The sequence below is a fragment of the Streptomyces sp. NPDC093261 genome, assembly GCF_044753645.1.
Lineage (GTDB): Bacteria > Actinomycetota > Actinomycetes > Streptomycetales > Streptomycetaceae > Streptomyces.
The window spans coordinates 170,869-185,433 of record NZ_JBIVNO010000002.1; the positions used below are offsets into that span (position 1 = coordinate 170,869).

Annotated in this window: 24 protein-coding genes and 1 pseudogene; all 25 read left to right on the plus strand. The window is 66.3% G+C overall.

Features of this window, described 5'->3' with window-relative positions; all coding sequences use genetic code 11:
* Positions 1–18: 18 nt before the first annotated feature.
* The 25 genes and pseudogenes from fusA (at position 19) to rplO (ending at position 14,499) form a co-directional block, all read left to right on the plus strand.
* Positions 19–2,145, plus strand: coding sequence for an elongation factor G (fusA, locus tag ACIP94_RS07165; RefSeq protein ID WP_402420774.1), 2,127 nt, complete (start codon positions 19–21; stop codon positions 2,143–2,145).
* A 142-nt stretch (positions 2,146–2,287) separates the two neighbouring features.
* Entirely contained in the window at positions 2,288–3,481 is a 1,194-nt protein-coding gene (gene tuf, locus ACIP94_RS07170) for an elongation factor Tu (protein ID WP_234513447.1), read from the plus strand.
* Positions 3,482–3,789: 308 nt separating this feature from the next.
* A pseudogene (locus tag ACIP94_RS07175) lies at positions 3,790–4,095 on the plus strand (Scr1 family TA system antitoxin-like transcriptional regulator); the annotation flags it as partial.
* Positions 4,092–4,301: a DUF397 domain-containing protein gene (locus ACIP94_RS07180; protein ID WP_402420777.1), complete on the plus strand. Its 210-nt coding sequence runs from the start codon at positions 4,092–4,094 to the stop codon at positions 4,299–4,301. The pseudogene ACIP94_RS07175 and the gene ACIP94_RS07180, both read left to right, overlap by 4 nt.
* A 443-nt stretch (positions 4,302–4,744) precedes the next feature.
* Positions 4,745–5,053, plus strand: coding sequence for a 30S ribosomal protein S10 (rpsJ, locus tag ACIP94_RS07185; RefSeq protein ID WP_003948644.1), 309 nt, complete (start codon positions 4,745–4,747; stop codon positions 5,051–5,053).
* Between the two features lie 16 nt (positions 5,054–5,069).
* Positions 5,070–5,714, plus strand: a complete 645-nt coding sequence (rplC, locus tag ACIP94_RS07190; protein ID WP_311696777.1) for a 50S ribosomal protein L3 — start codon at positions 5,070–5,072, stop codon at positions 5,712–5,714.
* 8 nt (positions 5,715–5,722) lie between these two features.
* Positions 5,723–6,379 (plus strand): 50S ribosomal protein L4, encoded by a 657-nt coding sequence (rplD, locus tag ACIP94_RS07195; protein ID WP_329507998.1) that lies wholly within the window; start codon positions 5,723–5,725, stop codon positions 6,377–6,379.
* Positions 6,379–6,798 (plus strand): 50S ribosomal protein L23, encoded by a 420-nt coding sequence (rplW, locus tag ACIP94_RS07200; RefSeq protein ID WP_402420781.1) that lies wholly within the window; start codon positions 6,379–6,381, stop codon positions 6,796–6,798. Before rplD ends, rplW begins: the two co-directional genes overlap by 1 nt.
* A 40-nt stretch (positions 6,799–6,838) precedes the next feature.
* A complete protein-coding gene (gene rplB, locus ACIP94_RS07205; RefSeq protein ID WP_402420784.1) occupies positions 6,839–7,675 on the plus strand; it encodes a 50S ribosomal protein L2 in 837 nt (278 codons plus the stop codon).
* A gap of 12 nt (positions 7,676–7,687) precedes the next feature.
* On the plus strand, positions 7,688–7,969 hold the full coding sequence (rpsS, locus tag ACIP94_RS07210) for a 30S ribosomal protein S19 (RefSeq protein ID WP_311696773.1): 282 nt from the start codon (positions 7,688–7,690) through the stop codon (positions 7,967–7,969).
* Between the two features lie 41 nt (positions 7,970–8,010).
* Positions 8,011–8,358 (plus strand): 50S ribosomal protein L22, encoded by a 348-nt coding sequence (rplV, locus tag ACIP94_RS07215; RefSeq protein WP_019329637.1) that lies wholly within the window; start codon positions 8,011–8,013, stop codon positions 8,356–8,358.
* Positions 8,358–9,179 carry a 30S ribosomal protein S3 gene (gene rpsC, locus ACIP94_RS07220; protein ID WP_003998826.1) on the plus strand — a complete coding sequence of 274 codons (822 nt, stop codon included), beginning with the start codon at positions 8,358–8,360 and terminating at the stop codon, positions 9,177–9,179. Before rplV ends, rpsC begins: the two co-directional genes overlap by 1 nt.
* A gap of 5 nt (positions 9,180–9,184) precedes the next feature.
* A complete protein-coding gene (rplP, locus tag ACIP94_RS07225) occupies positions 9,185–9,604 on the plus strand; it encodes a 50S ribosomal protein L16 (RefSeq protein ID WP_018564810.1) in 420 nt (139 codons plus the stop codon).
* Positions 9,604–9,828 (plus strand): 50S ribosomal protein L29, encoded by a 225-nt coding sequence (gene rpmC / locus ACIP94_RS07230; RefSeq protein WP_018564811.1) that lies wholly within the window; start codon positions 9,604–9,606, stop codon positions 9,826–9,828. Before rplP ends, rpmC begins: the two co-directional genes overlap by 1 nt.
* A complete protein-coding gene (gene rpsQ, locus ACIP94_RS07235) occupies positions 9,828–10,112 on the plus strand; it encodes a 30S ribosomal protein S17 (protein ID WP_004984524.1) in 285 nt (94 codons plus the stop codon). The genes rpmC and rpsQ overlap by 1 nt, the downstream gene beginning before the upstream one ends.
* 99 nt (positions 10,113–10,211) lie before the next feature.
* Positions 10,212–10,580, plus strand: coding sequence for a 50S ribosomal protein L14 (rplN, locus tag ACIP94_RS07240; protein ID WP_003998823.1), 369 nt, complete (start codon positions 10,212–10,214; stop codon positions 10,578–10,580).
* 2 nt (positions 10,581–10,582) lie between these two features.
* Positions 10,583–10,906 carry a 50S ribosomal protein L24 gene (gene rplX / locus ACIP94_RS07245; protein WP_402420790.1) on the plus strand — a complete coding sequence of 108 codons (324 nt, stop codon included), beginning with the start codon at positions 10,583–10,585 and terminating at the stop codon, positions 10,904–10,906.
* Positions 10,906–11,463 (plus strand): 50S ribosomal protein L5, encoded by a 558-nt coding sequence (gene rplE / locus ACIP94_RS07250; RefSeq protein WP_164587869.1) that lies wholly within the window; start codon positions 10,906–10,908, stop codon positions 11,461–11,463. Before rplX ends, rplE begins: the two co-directional genes overlap by 1 nt.
* Before the next feature lie 5 nt (positions 11,464–11,468).
* Complete coding sequence (locus ACIP94_RS07255; protein WP_003956452.1) at positions 11,469–11,654, plus strand: type Z 30S ribosomal protein S14; 186 nt, start codon at positions 11,469–11,471, stop codon at positions 11,652–11,654.
* 209 nt (positions 11,655–11,863) lie between these two features.
* The gene (gene rpsH, locus ACIP94_RS07260) at positions 11,864–12,262 is read left to right on the plus strand and encodes a 30S ribosomal protein S8 (protein WP_030046382.1); all 399 of its coding nucleotides are present in this window, start codon (positions 11,864–11,866) and stop codon (positions 12,260–12,262) included.
* 24 nt (positions 12,263–12,286) lie between these two features.
* Positions 12,287–12,826 (plus strand): 50S ribosomal protein L6, encoded by a 540-nt coding sequence (gene rplF / locus ACIP94_RS07265; RefSeq protein WP_402420792.1) that lies wholly within the window; start codon positions 12,287–12,289, stop codon positions 12,824–12,826.
* Positions 12,827–12,829: 3 nt separating this feature from the next.
* A complete protein-coding gene (gene rplR, locus ACIP94_RS07270) occupies positions 12,830–13,213 on the plus strand; it encodes a 50S ribosomal protein L18 (RefSeq protein WP_402420795.1) in 384 nt (127 codons plus the stop codon).
* Between the two features lie 37 nt (positions 13,214–13,250).
* Entirely contained in the window at positions 13,251–13,856 is a 606-nt protein-coding gene (gene rpsE / locus ACIP94_RS07275) for a 30S ribosomal protein S5 (RefSeq protein ID WP_365161927.1), read from the plus strand.
* 2 nt (positions 13,857–13,858) lie between these two features.
* Positions 13,859–14,041, plus strand: coding sequence for a 50S ribosomal protein L30 (gene rpmD / locus ACIP94_RS07280; RefSeq protein WP_003998814.1), 183 nt, complete (start codon positions 13,859–13,861; stop codon positions 14,039–14,041).
* Positions 14,042–14,043: 2 nt separating this feature from the next.
* Entirely contained in the window at positions 14,044–14,499 is a 456-nt protein-coding gene (rplO, locus tag ACIP94_RS07285; protein WP_059127184.1) for a 50S ribosomal protein L15, read from the plus strand.
* Positions 14,500–14,565 lie beyond the last annotated feature (66 nt).

Here is a 14,565-nt window from a genome sequence, read left to right on the forward strand (position 1 = left end):
AGAGAAGACTGAAGCCTTATGGCTACCACTTCACTTGACCTGGCCAAGGTGCGCAACATCGGCATCATGGCCCACATCGACGCGGGCAAGACGACCACCACCGAGCGGATCCTGTTCTACACCGGTGTGTCTTACAAGATCGGTGAGGTCCACGACGGCGCTGCCACCATGGACTGGATGGAGCAGGAGCAGGAGCGTGGCATCACGATCACCTCTGCTGCCACCACCTGTCACTGGCCGCTGGAAGACGTCGACCACACCATCAACATCATCGACACCCCGGGTCACGTCGACTTCACCGTCGAGGTGGAGCGCTCCCTGCGCGTGCTCGACGGTGCCGTGACGGTGTTCGACGGCGTCGCCGGCGTTGAGCCCCAGTCCGAGACGGTGTGGCGTCAGGCGGACCGCTACGGCGTTCCGCGTATCTGCTTCGTCAACAAGCTCGACCGCACCGGTGCCGAGTTCCACCGCTGCGTCGACATGATCTCCGACCGCCTGGGTGCGCAGCCGCTGGTCATGCAGCTGCCGATCGGTGCCGAGGCGGACTTCAAGGGCGTCATCGACCTGGTGACGATGAAGGCCCTGGTCTGGTCGGCCGAGGCGACCAAGGGCGAGATGTACGACACCGTCGACATCCCGGCCACGCACACCGAGGCTGCCGAGGAGTGGCGCGGCAAGCTGCTCGAGGCCGTCGCGGAGAACGACGAGGAGCTGATGGAGCTGTACCTGGAGGGCGAGGAGCCCTCCGTGGAGCAGCTGTACGCGGCGATCCGTCGTATCACCATCGCCTCCGGCAAGGGCACGGGCACCACCGTCACCCCGGTGTTCTGCGGCACCGCGTTCAAGAACAAGGGCGTTCAGCCCCTGCTCGACGCGGTCGTGCGCTACCTCCCCTCCCCGCTCGACGTCGAGGCCATCGAGGGCCACGCCGTCAACGACCCGGAGGAGGTCGTCAAGCGCAAGCCGTCCGACGAGGAGCCCCTCTCCGCCCTGGCGTTCAAGATCATGAGCGACCCGCACCTCGGCAAGCTCACCTTCGTCCGGGTCTACTCGGGCCGCCTGGAGTCCGGCTCTTCGGTGCTGAACTCCGTCAAGGGCAAGAAGGAGCGCATCGGCAAGATCTACCGTATGCACGCCAACAAGCGTGAGGAGATCGAGTCGGTGGGCGCCGGCGACATCGTCGCCGTCATGGGTCTGAAGCAGACCACGACGGGCGAGACGCTGTGCGACGACAAGGCCCCGGTGATCCTGGAGTCCATGGACTTCCCGGCGCCGGTGATCCAGGTCGCCATCGAGCCCAAGTCGAAGGGCGACCAGGAGAAGCTGGGCATCGCGATCCAGCGCCTGGCCGAGGAGGACCCGTCGTTCCAGGTCCACTCGGACCAGGAGACCGGCCAGACCATCATCGGTGGCATGGGCGAGCTGCACCTCGAGGTGCTGGTCGACCGTATGCGCCGTGAGTTCAAGGTCGAGGCCAACGTCGGCAAGCCTCAGGTCGCGTACCGTGAGACGATCCGCAAGGCCGTCGAGCGCATCGACTACACGCACAAGAAGCAGACTGGTGGTACCGGCCAGTTTGCCAAGGTGCAGATCGGCATCGAGCCGCTCGAGGCCGGCGACACCTCGTACGAGTTCGTGAACAAGGTGACCGGTGGCCGTATCCCGAAGGAGTACATCCCTTCGGTCGACGCCGGTGCCCAGGAGGCCATGCAGTTCGGCATCCTCGCCGGTTACGAGATGACCGGCGTGCGTGTCATCCTGCTCGACGGTGGCTACCACGAGGTCGACTCCTCCGAGCTGGCGTTCAAGATCGCCGGTTCCCAGGCCTTCAAGGAGGCCGCCCGCAAGGCCAGCCCCGTGCTGCTCGAGCCGATGATGGCCGTCGAGGTCACCACGCCCGAGGACTACATGGGCGAGGTCATCGGTGACATCAACTCCCGCCGTGGCCAGATCCAGGCCATGGAGGAGCGTGCCGGCGCCCGTGTCGTGAAGGGCCTGGTTCCGCTGTCGGAGATGTTCGGCTACGTCGGCGACCTCCGCAGCAAGACGTCGGGTCGCGCGAGCTACTCGATGCAGTTCGACTCCTACGCCGAGGTTCCGCGGAACGTCGCCGAGGAGATCATCGCGAAGGCCAAGGGCGAGTAACGCACCCCGTTTACACGCTTTAGGCTTGACACCGACCGCCGGGGATTCTTCCCCGTGAAGGGCCCCGGCGGGCGGCACCCCAGCAAAGATCACCTGGCGCCGATGAGTAAGGCGTACAGAACCACTCCACAGGAGGACCCCAGTGGCGAAGGCGAAGTTCGAGCGGACTAAGCCGCACGTCAACATCGGCACCATCGGTCACATCGACCACGGTAAGACGACCCTCACGGCCGCCATTACCAAGGTGCTGCACGACGCGTACCCGGACCTGAACGAGGCCACCCCGTTCGACAACATCGACAAGGCGCCCGAGGAGCGCCAGCGCGGTATCACCATCTCCATCGCGCACGTCGAGTACCAGACCGAGTCGCGTCACTACGCCCACGTCGACTGCCCGGGTCACGCGGACTACATCAAGAACATGATCACCGGTGCCGCCCAGATGGACGGCGCGATCCTGGTGGTCGCCGCGACCGACGGCCCGATGCCGCAGACCAAGGAGCACGTGCTCCTGGCCCGCCAGGTCGGCGTTCCGTACATCGTCGTCGCCCTGAACAAGGCCGACATGGTGGACGACGAGGAGATCCTGGAGCTCGTCGAGCTCGAGGTCCGTGAGCTCCTCACCGAGTACGAGTTCCCGGGCGACGACGTTCCGGTCGTCAAGGTCTCCGCTCTCAAGGCCCTCGAGGGCGAGAAGGAGTGGGTGGACTCCGTCCTCAACCTGATGGCCGCCGTCGACGAGTCGATCCCGCAGCCGGAGCGCGACGTCGACAAGCCGTTCCTGATGCCGATCGAGGACGTCTTCACGATCACCGGTCGTGGCACGGTCGTCACCGGTCGTATCGAGCGTGGTGTCCTCAAGGTCAACGAGACCGTCGACATCATCGGCATCAAGCCGGAGAAGACCTCCACCACGGTCACCGGCATCGAGATGTTCCGCAAGCTGCTCGACGAGGGCCAGGCCGGTGAGAACGTCGGTCTGCTGCTCCGCGGCATCAAGCGCGAGGACGTCGAGCGCGGCCAGGTCATCATCAAGCCGGGCTCGGTCACCCCGCACACCGAGTTCGAGGCGCAGGCCTACATCCTCTCCAAGGACGAGGGTGGCCGCCACACGCCGTTCTTCAACAACTACCGTCCGCAGTTCTACTTCCGTACGACGGACGTGACCGGCGTCGTGACCCTCCCCGAGGGCACCGAGATGGTCATGCCGGGTGACAACACCGAGATGAAGGTGGAGCTCATCCAGCCCGTCGCCATGGAAGAGGGCCTGAAGTTCGCCATCCGTGAGGGTGGCCGCACCGTGGGCGCCGGCCAGGTCACCAAGATCGTCAAGTAAGTACCGCTTGCTTGAGGGTCACCCGCTGACCTGAAGAGGCCCGTACGACTCCGGTCGTACGGGCCTCTTCGCGTTCCCACGGCGGATTTTCGGATCACCTCACTCAACGTGGCCGAATGCGCCTACCGTGAGGGGTGATCGAGCGGTTGCGTGCGGTGACCGTCGGCGGGTTGTCCAGTGCTGTCCGGGGTGTCGGGCTCGTTGCCACGGGCAGAGCGTCGCGGTACGCGGCGGGACTACGGAGGGGCGCGGTATGTCGGTGGACGGCGAGGCGGGGCAGCTCCGCGGGGAGGCGGACGAGCCGGGGTGGGAGGTGGATGGTGCGGCGCCGGCAGCTCGACCGTCTCCCGGAAGCGGGGCGACTGCACAACGTCGTTCTCCAGGTGATGCCGCTGAACTGCGAGACACACTCCGGGATGGACGGCAAGATCGAACTGCTGAAGTTCGCAGACGGCACGGCAGTCGGGCGCTCGGACGGTGCGTTCAACGGCCGACCGACCTCCGATCCCAAACACCTGCGCATCCTTGAGCTGCGGTATGGCACCATCCGGGCTCAGGCGCTCTCGCCTCGGGAGTCGCTGGCCTATATCGAGCAACTGCTGGGGGAGACATGATCCGCAAGCCCACGGCCGGGGACCCCTCCGAGCCGGCGTGGTTCAAGAGCAGTTACAGCAGCGGAAACGACGGCCACTCCTGTGTGGAGCTGGCCGTCACCCCCAGTGCTGTGCACGTCCGTGACTCCAAGCAGTCCGAGGGTCCCCGGCTGGCGCTGACCCGTGCCGCGTGGTCCGCCCTTGTGCCCTATGTCTCCGGGAGCTGATCTCCGGGGCGGGACACGCCGGTCCGCAGTTTGACCTATGCCACTCCCGGGGTATTCTTCCCGGCCCGATTGGCCAGGCCCCCGTGCCGTATGGCAGACTAGCGGGGTTGCTCGGTCGAGTGTTGATGCTGCGCGCCTCCCGCCGGGAGGACCGGAAGCGAGTCCCACAGTACTCGTCGCCCTAACTGCCTCACGGCAGCGCTGGGGCGGACGTACGGGAATCTTCCGGGAAGCGTGGGCGCGGCACCGGCCAGGCACCCGGTGGGCCATCCGCCCTCGGTCCCACGGTTCCGGCAGGGCCGTGCGCAATCCCCGAGCAGGGATGTTCGAACAAGGGACATTCATGTCAGCGGGGGTGCGACACGCCCGACCGCGTGGGTCGGAGAAGAGGGCTGGAACACCGGGTTCCAGAGCGTAAGAAGAGACAGGACTACGAAGTAGCCATGGCGGGACAGAAGATCCGCATCCGGCTCAAGGCCTACGACCACGAGGTCATCGACTCCTCGGCGAAGAAGATCGTCGAGACGGTGACCCGCACTGGTGCGTCGGTCGCGGGCCCGGTGCCGCTGCCCACTGAGAAGAACGTGTACTGCGTCATCAAGTCGCCGCACAAGTACAAGGACTCGCGCGAGCACTTCGAGATGCGCACGCACAAGCGCCTGATCGACATCCTCGACCCGACCCCCAAGACCGTTGACTCTCTGATGCGACTCGACCTCCCGGCCGGTGTCGACATCGAGATCAAGCTCTGAGGCCGGTGATCTGAGAATGGCTAAGCAGATCAAGGGCATCCTGGGCGAGAAGCTCGGCATGACGCAGGTCTGGGACGAGAACAACCGCGTTGTTCCCGTGACCGTCGTCAAGGCCGGGCCGAATGTCGTGACCCAGGTCCGCACGAACGACGTCGACGGCTACGAGTCCGTCCAGATCGCCTTCGGCGAGATCGACCCGCGCAAGGTGAACAAGCCCCTCAAGGGCCACTTTGCCAAGGCGGACGTCACCCCGCGTCGTCACCTCGTCGAGCTCCGCACGTCGGATGCCTCCGAGTACACCCTCGGCCAGGAGATCACCGCTGAGGTGTTCGAGGCCGGTGTGAAGGTGGATGTCACCGGCAAGAGCAAGGGCAAGGGCTTCGCCGGTGTCATGAAGCGTCACAACTTCAAGGGCCTCGGCGCCGGTCACGGCGTTCAGCGCAAGCACCGCTCTCCCGGTTCCATCGGTGGCTGCGCCACCCCGGGCCGTGTGTTCAAGGGCGTCCGCATGGCGGGTCGCATGGGCAATGAGCGCGTCACCACCCAGAACCTGACCGTCCACGCCGTTGACGCGGAGAAGGGTCTGCTGCTCATCAAGGGCGCGGTTCCCGGTCCGAACGGCGGCCTCGTCCTGGTCCGCACCGCGGCCAAGGGGGCCTGAGGTAACCGATGAGCACTGTTGACATCCTTTCGCCTGCCGGCGAGAAGGCCGGTAGCGTCGAACTCCCCGCGGAGATCTTCGGCGTCGAGAAGGTCAGCATTCCGCTGATCCACCAGGTCGTCGTCGCGCAGAACGCGGCTGCCCGCCAGGGCACGCACAAGACCAAGACCCGTGCCGAGGTCCGTGGTGGTGGCAGGAAGCCGTACCGCCAGAAGGGCACCGGCCGCGCCCGTCAGGGCTCGACCCGCGCGCCGCAGTTCGCCGGTGGTGGCGTCGTGCACGGTCCCGTGCCGCGTGACTACTCGCAGCGGACCCCGAAGAAGATGAAGGCTGCCGCCCTGCGCCACGCCCTCACCGACCGGGCCCGCCACAACCGCATCCACGTCGTCACCGGCGTGATCGAGGGCGAGACCCCCTCCACCAAGGCCGCCAAGACGCTGTTCGGCAAGATCTCGGAGCGCAAGAACCTGCTCCTGGTCGTCGAGCGCGCCGACGAGGCCGCGTGGCTGTCCGCCCGCAACCTGCCCCAGGTCCACATCCTGGAGCCGGGCCAGCTGAACACGTACGACGTGATCGTCTCCGACGACGTGGTCTTCACCCAGGCCGCTTTCGAGTCCTTCGTGTCCGGCCCGAAGGCCACTGACACCGAAGGGAGCGAGGCCTGATGGCTATCCGTCACCCCGCCATTGCCTCGAAGGCCGCCAAGGCCGCCAAGGCCGCCCGCGTCGCCAAGGCGCGTCGCCACGCCGCCGAGGGCAAGAACACCGTCGTCACCCCGGTGAGCAAGTCGTACACGGACCCCCGTGACGTTCTGCTGAAGCCGGTCGTGTCGGAGAAGAGCTACGCGCTCCTGGACGAGAACAAGTACACGTTCATCGTCGACCCGAACGCCAACAAGACCCAGATCAAGCAGGCCGTCCAGGCGGTCTTCTCGGTCAAGGTCACCGGGGTCAACACGATCAACCGCCAGGGCAAGCGCAAGCGCACGAAGACCGGCTTCGGTCAGCGTGCCGGCAGCAAGCGCGCGATCGTGACCCTCGCCGAGGGCGACCGTATCGACATCTTCGGCGGTCCGACCGCCTAAGGGCGGTCCGGATCGTCCGATATCGGACGAGGACTGAGAAATGGGAATCCGCAAGTACAAGCCGACTACGCCGGGCCGTCGTGGCGCCAGCGTCGCCGACTTCGTCGAGGTCACGCGGTCCACGCCGGAGAAGTCGCTGGTCCGCCCCCTGCACAGCAAGGGCGGCCGTAACAACACCGGTCGTGTGACCGTTCGCCACCAGGGTGGCGGACACAAGCGCGCCTACCGAGTGATCGACTTCCGTCGTCACGACAAGGACGGCGTGCCGGCGAAGGTCGCGCACATCGAGTACGACCCCAACCGCACCGCGCGTATCGCGCTGCTGCACTACGCCGACGGCGAGAAGCGCTACATCCTCGCCCCGCGCAACCTGCAGCAGGGGGACCGCGTCGAGAACGGTCCCGGGGCCGACATCAAGCCGGGCAACAACCTTGCCCTGCGCAACATCCCGGTCGGTACGACCCTGCACGCCATCGAGCTGCGTCCGGGCGGCGGCGCCAAGTTCGCCCGCTCGGCCGGTGCGTCCGTGCAGCTGCTCGCGAAGGAGGGCGCCTACGCCCACCTGCGCATGCCGTCCGGTGAGATCCGCCTGGTCGACGTCCGCTGCCGCGCCACCGTTGGCGAGGTCGGCAACGCCGAGCAGTCGAACATCAACTGGGGCAAGGCCGGCCGCAAGCGCTGGCTGGGCGTCCGCCCCAGCGTGCGTGGTGTGGTCATGAACCCTGTCGACCACCCGCACGGTGGTGGTGAGGGCCGTACCTCCGGTGGCCGCCACCCGGTGTCCCCGTGGGGTAAGAAGGAAGGCCGTACTCGTTCGGCCAAGAAGGCGAGCAACAAGTACATCGTCCGCCGCCGCAAGACGAACAAGAAGCGCTAAGGACGGGTTGAGATGCCTCGTAGCCTGAAGAAGGGGCCCTTCGTCGACGACCACCTGATGAAGAAGGTGGATGTCCAGAACGAAGCCGGCACCAAGAACGTCATCAAGACCTGGTCCCGCCGCTCGATGATCGTCCCGGCCATGCTGGGCCACACGCTGGCGGTGCACAACGGCAAGACCCACATCCCGGTGTTCGTCACCGAGTCGATGGTCGGCCACAAGCTCGGCGAGTTCTCGCCGACGCGCACCTTCCGGGGCCACGTCAAGGACGACCGGAAGTCGAAGCGCCGCTAAGCGGATCGCATTCAGACACGTAAGTAACTGAAGGGACAACCATGGAAGCCAGGGCCCAGGCGCGGTACATCCGCGTCACGCCCATGAAGGCCCGCCGCGTGGTGGACCTCATCCGTGGCATGGACGCCACGGAGGCCCAGGCCGTCCTGCGATTCGCTCCGCAGGCAGCCTCCGTGCCGGTCGGCAAGGTGCTCGACAGCGCCATCGCCAACGCCGCGCACAACTACGACCACACCGACGCCGACAGCCTCTACATCTCCGAGGCGTACGTCGACGAGGGCCCGACCCTGAAGCGGTTCCGTCCGCGTGCCCAGGGCCGTGCCTACCGGATCCGCAAGCGGACCAGCCACATCACCGTGGTCGTCAGCAGCAAGGAAGGAACCCGGTAATGGGCCAGAAGGTAAACCCGCATGGGTTCCGGCTCGGTGTCACGACCGACTTCAAGTCGCGTTGGTACGCCGACAAGCTGTACAAGGACTACGTCAAGGAAGACGTCGCCATCCGTCGGATGATGACGTCCGGCATGGAGCGCGCCGGCATCTCCAAGGTGGAGATCGAGCGCACCCGTGACCGCGTCCGCGTGGACATCCACACCGCGCGTCCGGGCATCGTCATCGGCCGCCGTGGCGCCGAGGCCGACCGCATCCGCGGCGACCTCGAGAAGCTCACGGGCAAGCAGGTCCAGCTGAACATCCTCGAGGTCAAGAACCCCGAGACCGACGCTCAGCTGGTTGCTCAGGCCGTCGCCGAGCAGCTCTCCTCCCGCGTCTCCTTCCGCCGCGCCATGCGCAAGAGCATGCAGTCGGCGATGAAGGCGGGCGCCAAGGGCATCAAGATCCAGTGCGGTGGCCGCCTCGGCGGCGCCGAGATGTCCCGCTCGGAGTTCTACCGCGAGGGCCGTGTGCCCCTGCACACGCTCCGTGCGAACGTGGACTACGGCTTCTTCGAGGCCAAGACGACCTTCGGCCGCATCGGCGTGAAGGTCTGGATCTACAAGGGCGACGTCAAGAACATCGCCGAGGTCCGCGCCGAGAACGCTGCCGCCCGTGCGGGTAACCGCCCGGCCCGCGGTGGCGCCGACCGCCCGGCCCGTGGTGGCCGCGGTGGCGAGCGGCGCGGTCGCAAGCCGCAGCAGGCTGCCGGCGCCGAGGCCCCCAAGGCCGAGGCTCCCGCGTCCGCTCCGGCTGAGAGCACCGGAACGGAGGCCTGACCGACATGCTGATCCCCCGTAGGGTCAAGCACCGCAAGCAGCACCACCCGAAGCGCGATGGAATGGCCAAGGGTGGAACGCAGGTTGCGTTCGGCGAGTACGGCATCCAGGCGCTGACCCCGGCCTATGTCACGAACCGCCAGATCGAGGCGGCTCGTATCGCGATGACCCGCCACATCAAGCGTGGCGGCAAGGTCTGGATCAACATCTACCCGGACCGTCCGCTGACCAAGAAGCCCGCCGAGACCCGTATGGGTTCCGGTAAGGGTTCCCCCGAGTGGTGGATCGCGAACGTCAAGCCCGGTCGGGTGATGTTCGAGCTGTCCTACCCGAACGAGAAGATCGCCCGTGAGGCGCTGACCCGTGCGGCCCACAAGCTGCCGATGAAGTGCCGGATCGTCAAGCGCGAGGCAGGTGAAGCGTGATGTCGGCCGGTACCAAGGCGTCCGAGCTGCGCGAGCTGGGCAACGAGGAGCTTCTGGGCAAGCTCCGCGAGGCCAAGGAAGAGCTGTTCAACCTCCGCTTTCAGGCGGCGACGGGCCAGCTGGAGAACCACGGCCGTCTGAAGGCGGTCCGCAAGGACATCGCGCGGATCTACACCCTGATGCGCGAGCGTGAGCTGGGCATCGAAACGGTGGAGAACGCCTGATGAGCGAGAACAACGTGACTGAGAACACTGAGGCGCGCGGCTTCCGCAAGACCCGTGAGGGTCTCGTCGTCAGCGACAAGATGGACAAGACCGTCGTCGTCGCCGTCGAGGACCGTGTCAAGCACGCGCTGTACGGCAAGGTCATCCGCCGTACGAACAAGCTCAAGGCGCACGACGAGCAGAACGCCGCGGGTGTCGGCGACCGCGTCCTCCTGATGGAGACCCGGCCGCTGTCCGCGACCAAGCGCTGGCGCGTCGTCGAGATCCTCGAGAAGGCCAAGTAATTCTCCTGCGAGGCACCCCTCGCAGGACAGTTCCGCCAGGCTCCGGGGGCCGCTCGCCGAGCGGCCCCCGGGGAACCGGCAGACAAACAGGAGATAGACGTGATCCAGCAGGAGTCGCGACTGCGTGTCGCCGACAACACTGGTGCGAAGGAGATCCTTTGCATCCGTGTGCTCGGTGGCTCCGGTCGCCGCTACGCGGGCATCGGTGACGTCATCGTCGCCACCGTCAAGGACGCGATCCCCGGTGGCAACGTGAAGAAGGGTGACGTCGTCAAGGCGGTCATCGTTCGCACCGTCAAGGAGCGCCGCCGTCCGGACGGCTCGTACATCCGCTTCGACGAGAACGCCGCCGTCATTCTGAAGAACGACGGCGACCCTCGCGGCACCCGTATCTTCGGCCCCGTCGGCCGTGAGCTGCGCGAGAAGAAGTTCATGAAGATCATCTCGCTCGCGCCGGAGGTGCTGTAAGCATGAAGATCAAGAAGGGCGACCTGGTCCAGGTCATCACCGGCAAGGACAAGGGCAAGCAGGGCAAGGTCATTGCCGCTTACCCGCGCGAGGAGCGTGTCCTGGTCGAGGGTGTCAACCGGGTCAAGAAGCACACCAAGGCCGGCCCGGCCGCCGGCGGTTCCCAGGCCGGCGGCATCGTGACCACCGAGGCCCCGATTCACGTGAGCAACGTTCAGCTCGTCGTGGAGAAGGACGGTCAGAAGGTCGTCACGCGTGTCGGTTACCGCTTCGACGACGAAGGCAACAAGATCCGCGTTGCCAAGCGGACGGGTGAGGACATCTGATGGCTACCACCACTGCCCCGCGTCTGAAGCAGAAGTACCGCGACGAGATCGCCGGCAAGCTGCGTGACGAGTTCAAGTACGAGAACGTCATGCAGATCCCGGGCCTCGTCAAGATCGTGGTCAACATGGGTGTGGGCGACGCCGCCCGCGACTCCAAGCTGATCGAGGGCGCCATCCGCGACCTCACCACGATCACCGGTCAGAAGCCGGCCGTCACCAAGGCCCGCAAGTCCATCGCGCAGTTCAAGCTGCGTGAGGGCCAGCCGATCGGTGCCCACGTCACGCTCCGTGGCGACCGCATGTGGGAGTTCCTGGACCGCACCCTGTCGCTGGCGCTTCCGCGCATCCGCGACTTCCGCGGCCTGTCCCCCAAGCAGTTCGACGGCCGTGGCAACTACACCTTCGGTCTCACGGAGCAGGTCATGTTCCACGAGATCGACCAGGACAAGATCGACCGCGTCCGGGGTATGGACATCACCGTGGTCACCACGGCGACCAACGACGCTGAGGGCCGCGCGCTCCTTCGTCACCTCGGCTTCCCGTTCAAGGAGGCGTGAGCGAGATGGCGAAGAAGGCTCTGATTGCCAAGGCTGCTCGCAAGCCCAAGTTCGGTGTGCGCGCGTACACCCGCTGCCAGCGCTGCGGCCGTCCGCACTCCGTGTACCGCAAGTTCGGCCTGTGCCGCGTGTGCCTTCGTGAGATGGCTCACCGTGGCGAGCTGCCGGGCGTGACCAAGAGCTCCTGGTAACAGCCCAGTTGGGTTGATACCGGGCTCTCGGTAAGCATCTGGGTCGGCAGGCGACCCACCTCACATGCCTTAGGCTTGTGGGGTTGGGCGTCTGCCGCCCGTACGACTTACTACGCCGTAGGTCCACCGCGCCGCACCCGTCCCGTCTCGGATCGGGGAGAGGGATGGCGCACCAGGAAACCCCGGCGAGAGAGGCCGAAGGCCAATTCATGACCATGACTGATCCGATCGCAGACATGCTGACGCGTCTGCGGAACGCGAACTCGGCGTACCACGACTCCGTGACGATGCCGGCATCGAAGATCAAGTCTCACATCGCGGAGATCCTCCAGCAGGAGGGCTTCATCACGGGCTGGCGTGTCGAGGACGCCGAGGTCGGCAAGAACCTCGTCCTCGAGCTGAAGTTCGGCCCGAACCGTGAGCGCTCCATCGCGGGCATCAAGCGGATCTCCAAGCCCGGTCTCCGGGTCTACGCGAAGTCCACCAACCTGCCGAAGGTGCTCGGCGGCCTGGGCGTGGCGATCATCTCCACGTCCCACGGGCTCCTCACCGACAAGCAGGCCGGCAAGAAGGGCGTGGGTGGGGAAGTCCTCGCCTACGTCTGGTAACGGAAGGGAACGGAGGAAACAGCTATGTCGCGCATCGGCAAGCTCCCCATCGCGGTTCCCGCCGGCGTGGACGTCACCATCGACGGCAACACGGTTTCGGTCAAGGGCCCCAAGGGCGAGCTGACCCACACCCTCGTCGCGCCGATCGAGATCGTCAAGAACGAGGACGGCGCCCTCCAGGTGACCCGCCCCAACGACGAGCGTCAGAACAAGGCCCTCCACGGCCTGTCCCGCACGCTGGTGGCGAACATGATCACCGGCGTGACCCAGGGTTACGTGAAGAAGCTCGAGATCAGCGGTGTCGGTTACCGCGTGACCGCCAAGGGTTCGAACCTCGAGTTCGCCCTCGGCTACAGCCACCCGATCCTGGTCGAGGCCCCCGAGGGCATCACCTTCAAGGTGGAGACCCCGACCCGCTTCCAGGTCGAGGGCATCGACAAGCAGAAGGTCGGCGAGGTTGCGGCCAACATCCGCAAGCTGCGCAAGCCCGACCCGTACAAGGCCAAGGGCGTCAAGTACGAGGGCGAAGTCATCCGCCGCAAGGTCGGAAAGGCGGGTAAGTAAGCCATGGCATACGGGCAGAAGATCCTCAAGGGCGACGCCTACAAGCGCGCCGCGATCAAGCGCCGTCACATCCGGATCCGCAAGCGGGTCTCTGGTACGGCGGAGCGTCCCCGTCTGGTCGTGACCCGCTCCAACCGCCACATCGTGGCGCAGGTGATCGACGACCTGAAGGGCCACACCCTGGCTTCGGCGTCCACCCTGGACACCTCGATCCGTGGTGGCGAGGGCGACAAGTCCGCGCAGGCCAAGCAGGTGGGCGCCCTGGTCGCCGAGCGTGCCAAGGCCGCCGGTGTCGAGGCTGTCGTGTTCGACCGTGGTGGCAACCAGTACGCCGGGCGCATCGCCGCCCTGGCGGACGCCGCCCGCGAAGCCGGGCTCAGGTTCTGAGCCGCCGTAGCTAGCGGAAAAGAGAGAGGTAAATCCAATGGCTGGACCCCAGCGCCGCGGTGGCGGTGCCGGTGGCGGCGAGCGGCGGGACCGGAAGGGCCGTGACGGCGGCGCTGCTGCCGCCGAGAAGACCGCGTACGTTGAGCGCGTTGTCGCGATCAACCGCGTCGCCAAGGTTGTGAAGGGTGGTCGTCGCTTCAGCTTCACCGCGCTGGTCGTGGTGGGCGACGGTGACGGCACCGTGGGTGTCGGATACGGCAAGGCCAAGGAGGTGCCGGCCGCCATCGCCAAGGGCGTTGAGGAGGCCAAGAAGCACTTCTTCAAGGTCCCCCGGATCCAGGGCACCATCCCGCACCCGATCCAGGGTGAGAAGGCTGCCGGCGTCGTGCTCCTGAAGCCCGCGTCGCCCGGTACCGGTGTTATCGCCGGTGGTCCGGTGCGTGCCGTGCTCGAGTGCGCCGGTATCCACGACGTGCTGTCGAAGTCGCTCGGCTCCGACAACGCGATCAACATCGTGCACGCGACCGTGGCGGCCCTGAAGGGCCTGCAGCGTCCCGAGGAGATCGCGGCCCGCCGTGGTCTGCCGCTCGAGGACATCGCTCCCGCGGCCCTGCTGCGTGCGCGTGCCGGGGCGGGTGCGTAATCATGGCGCAGCTCAAGATCACGCAGGTCAAGTCCTACATCGGCAGCAAGCAGAACCACCGTGACACTCTGCGGTCGCTTGGTCTCAAGGGGATCAACACCGTGGTCGTCAAGGAGGACCGCCCCGAGTTCCGCGGCATGGTGCACACCGTCCGCCACCTCGTGACGGTCGAGGAGGTCGACTGATCATGGCGGAGCAGAACCCGCTCAAGATCCACAACCTCCGTCCCGCCCCGGGCGCCAAGACCGCCAAGACCCGTGTCGGTCGTGGTGAGGCGTCGAAGGGTAAGACGGCCGGTCGTGGCACCAAGGGCACCAAGGCCCGCTACCAGGTTCCGGAGCGCTTCGAGGGTGGCCAGATGCCGCTGCACATGCGCCTCCCGAAGCTGAAGGGCTTCAAGAACCCGTTCAAGACCGAGTACCAGGTCGTGAACCTCGACAAGCTGGCCGCGCTGTACCCGGAGGGTGGCGAGGTCACCGTCGAGGGTCTGGTCGCCAAGGGCGCCGTTCGCAAGAACGCGCTCGTCAAGGTCCTCGGCCAGGGCGAGATCTCCGTGGCGCTTCAGGTGACGGTCGACGCCGTCTCCGGCTCCGCCAAGGAGAAGATCACCGCTGCCGGCGGTACCGTCACCGAGCTCGTCTGAGTCTTTCAGGCGTCTCGATGACCTGAACGGTCGCAACCGGGGATATCCCACATAAGGGGTATCCCC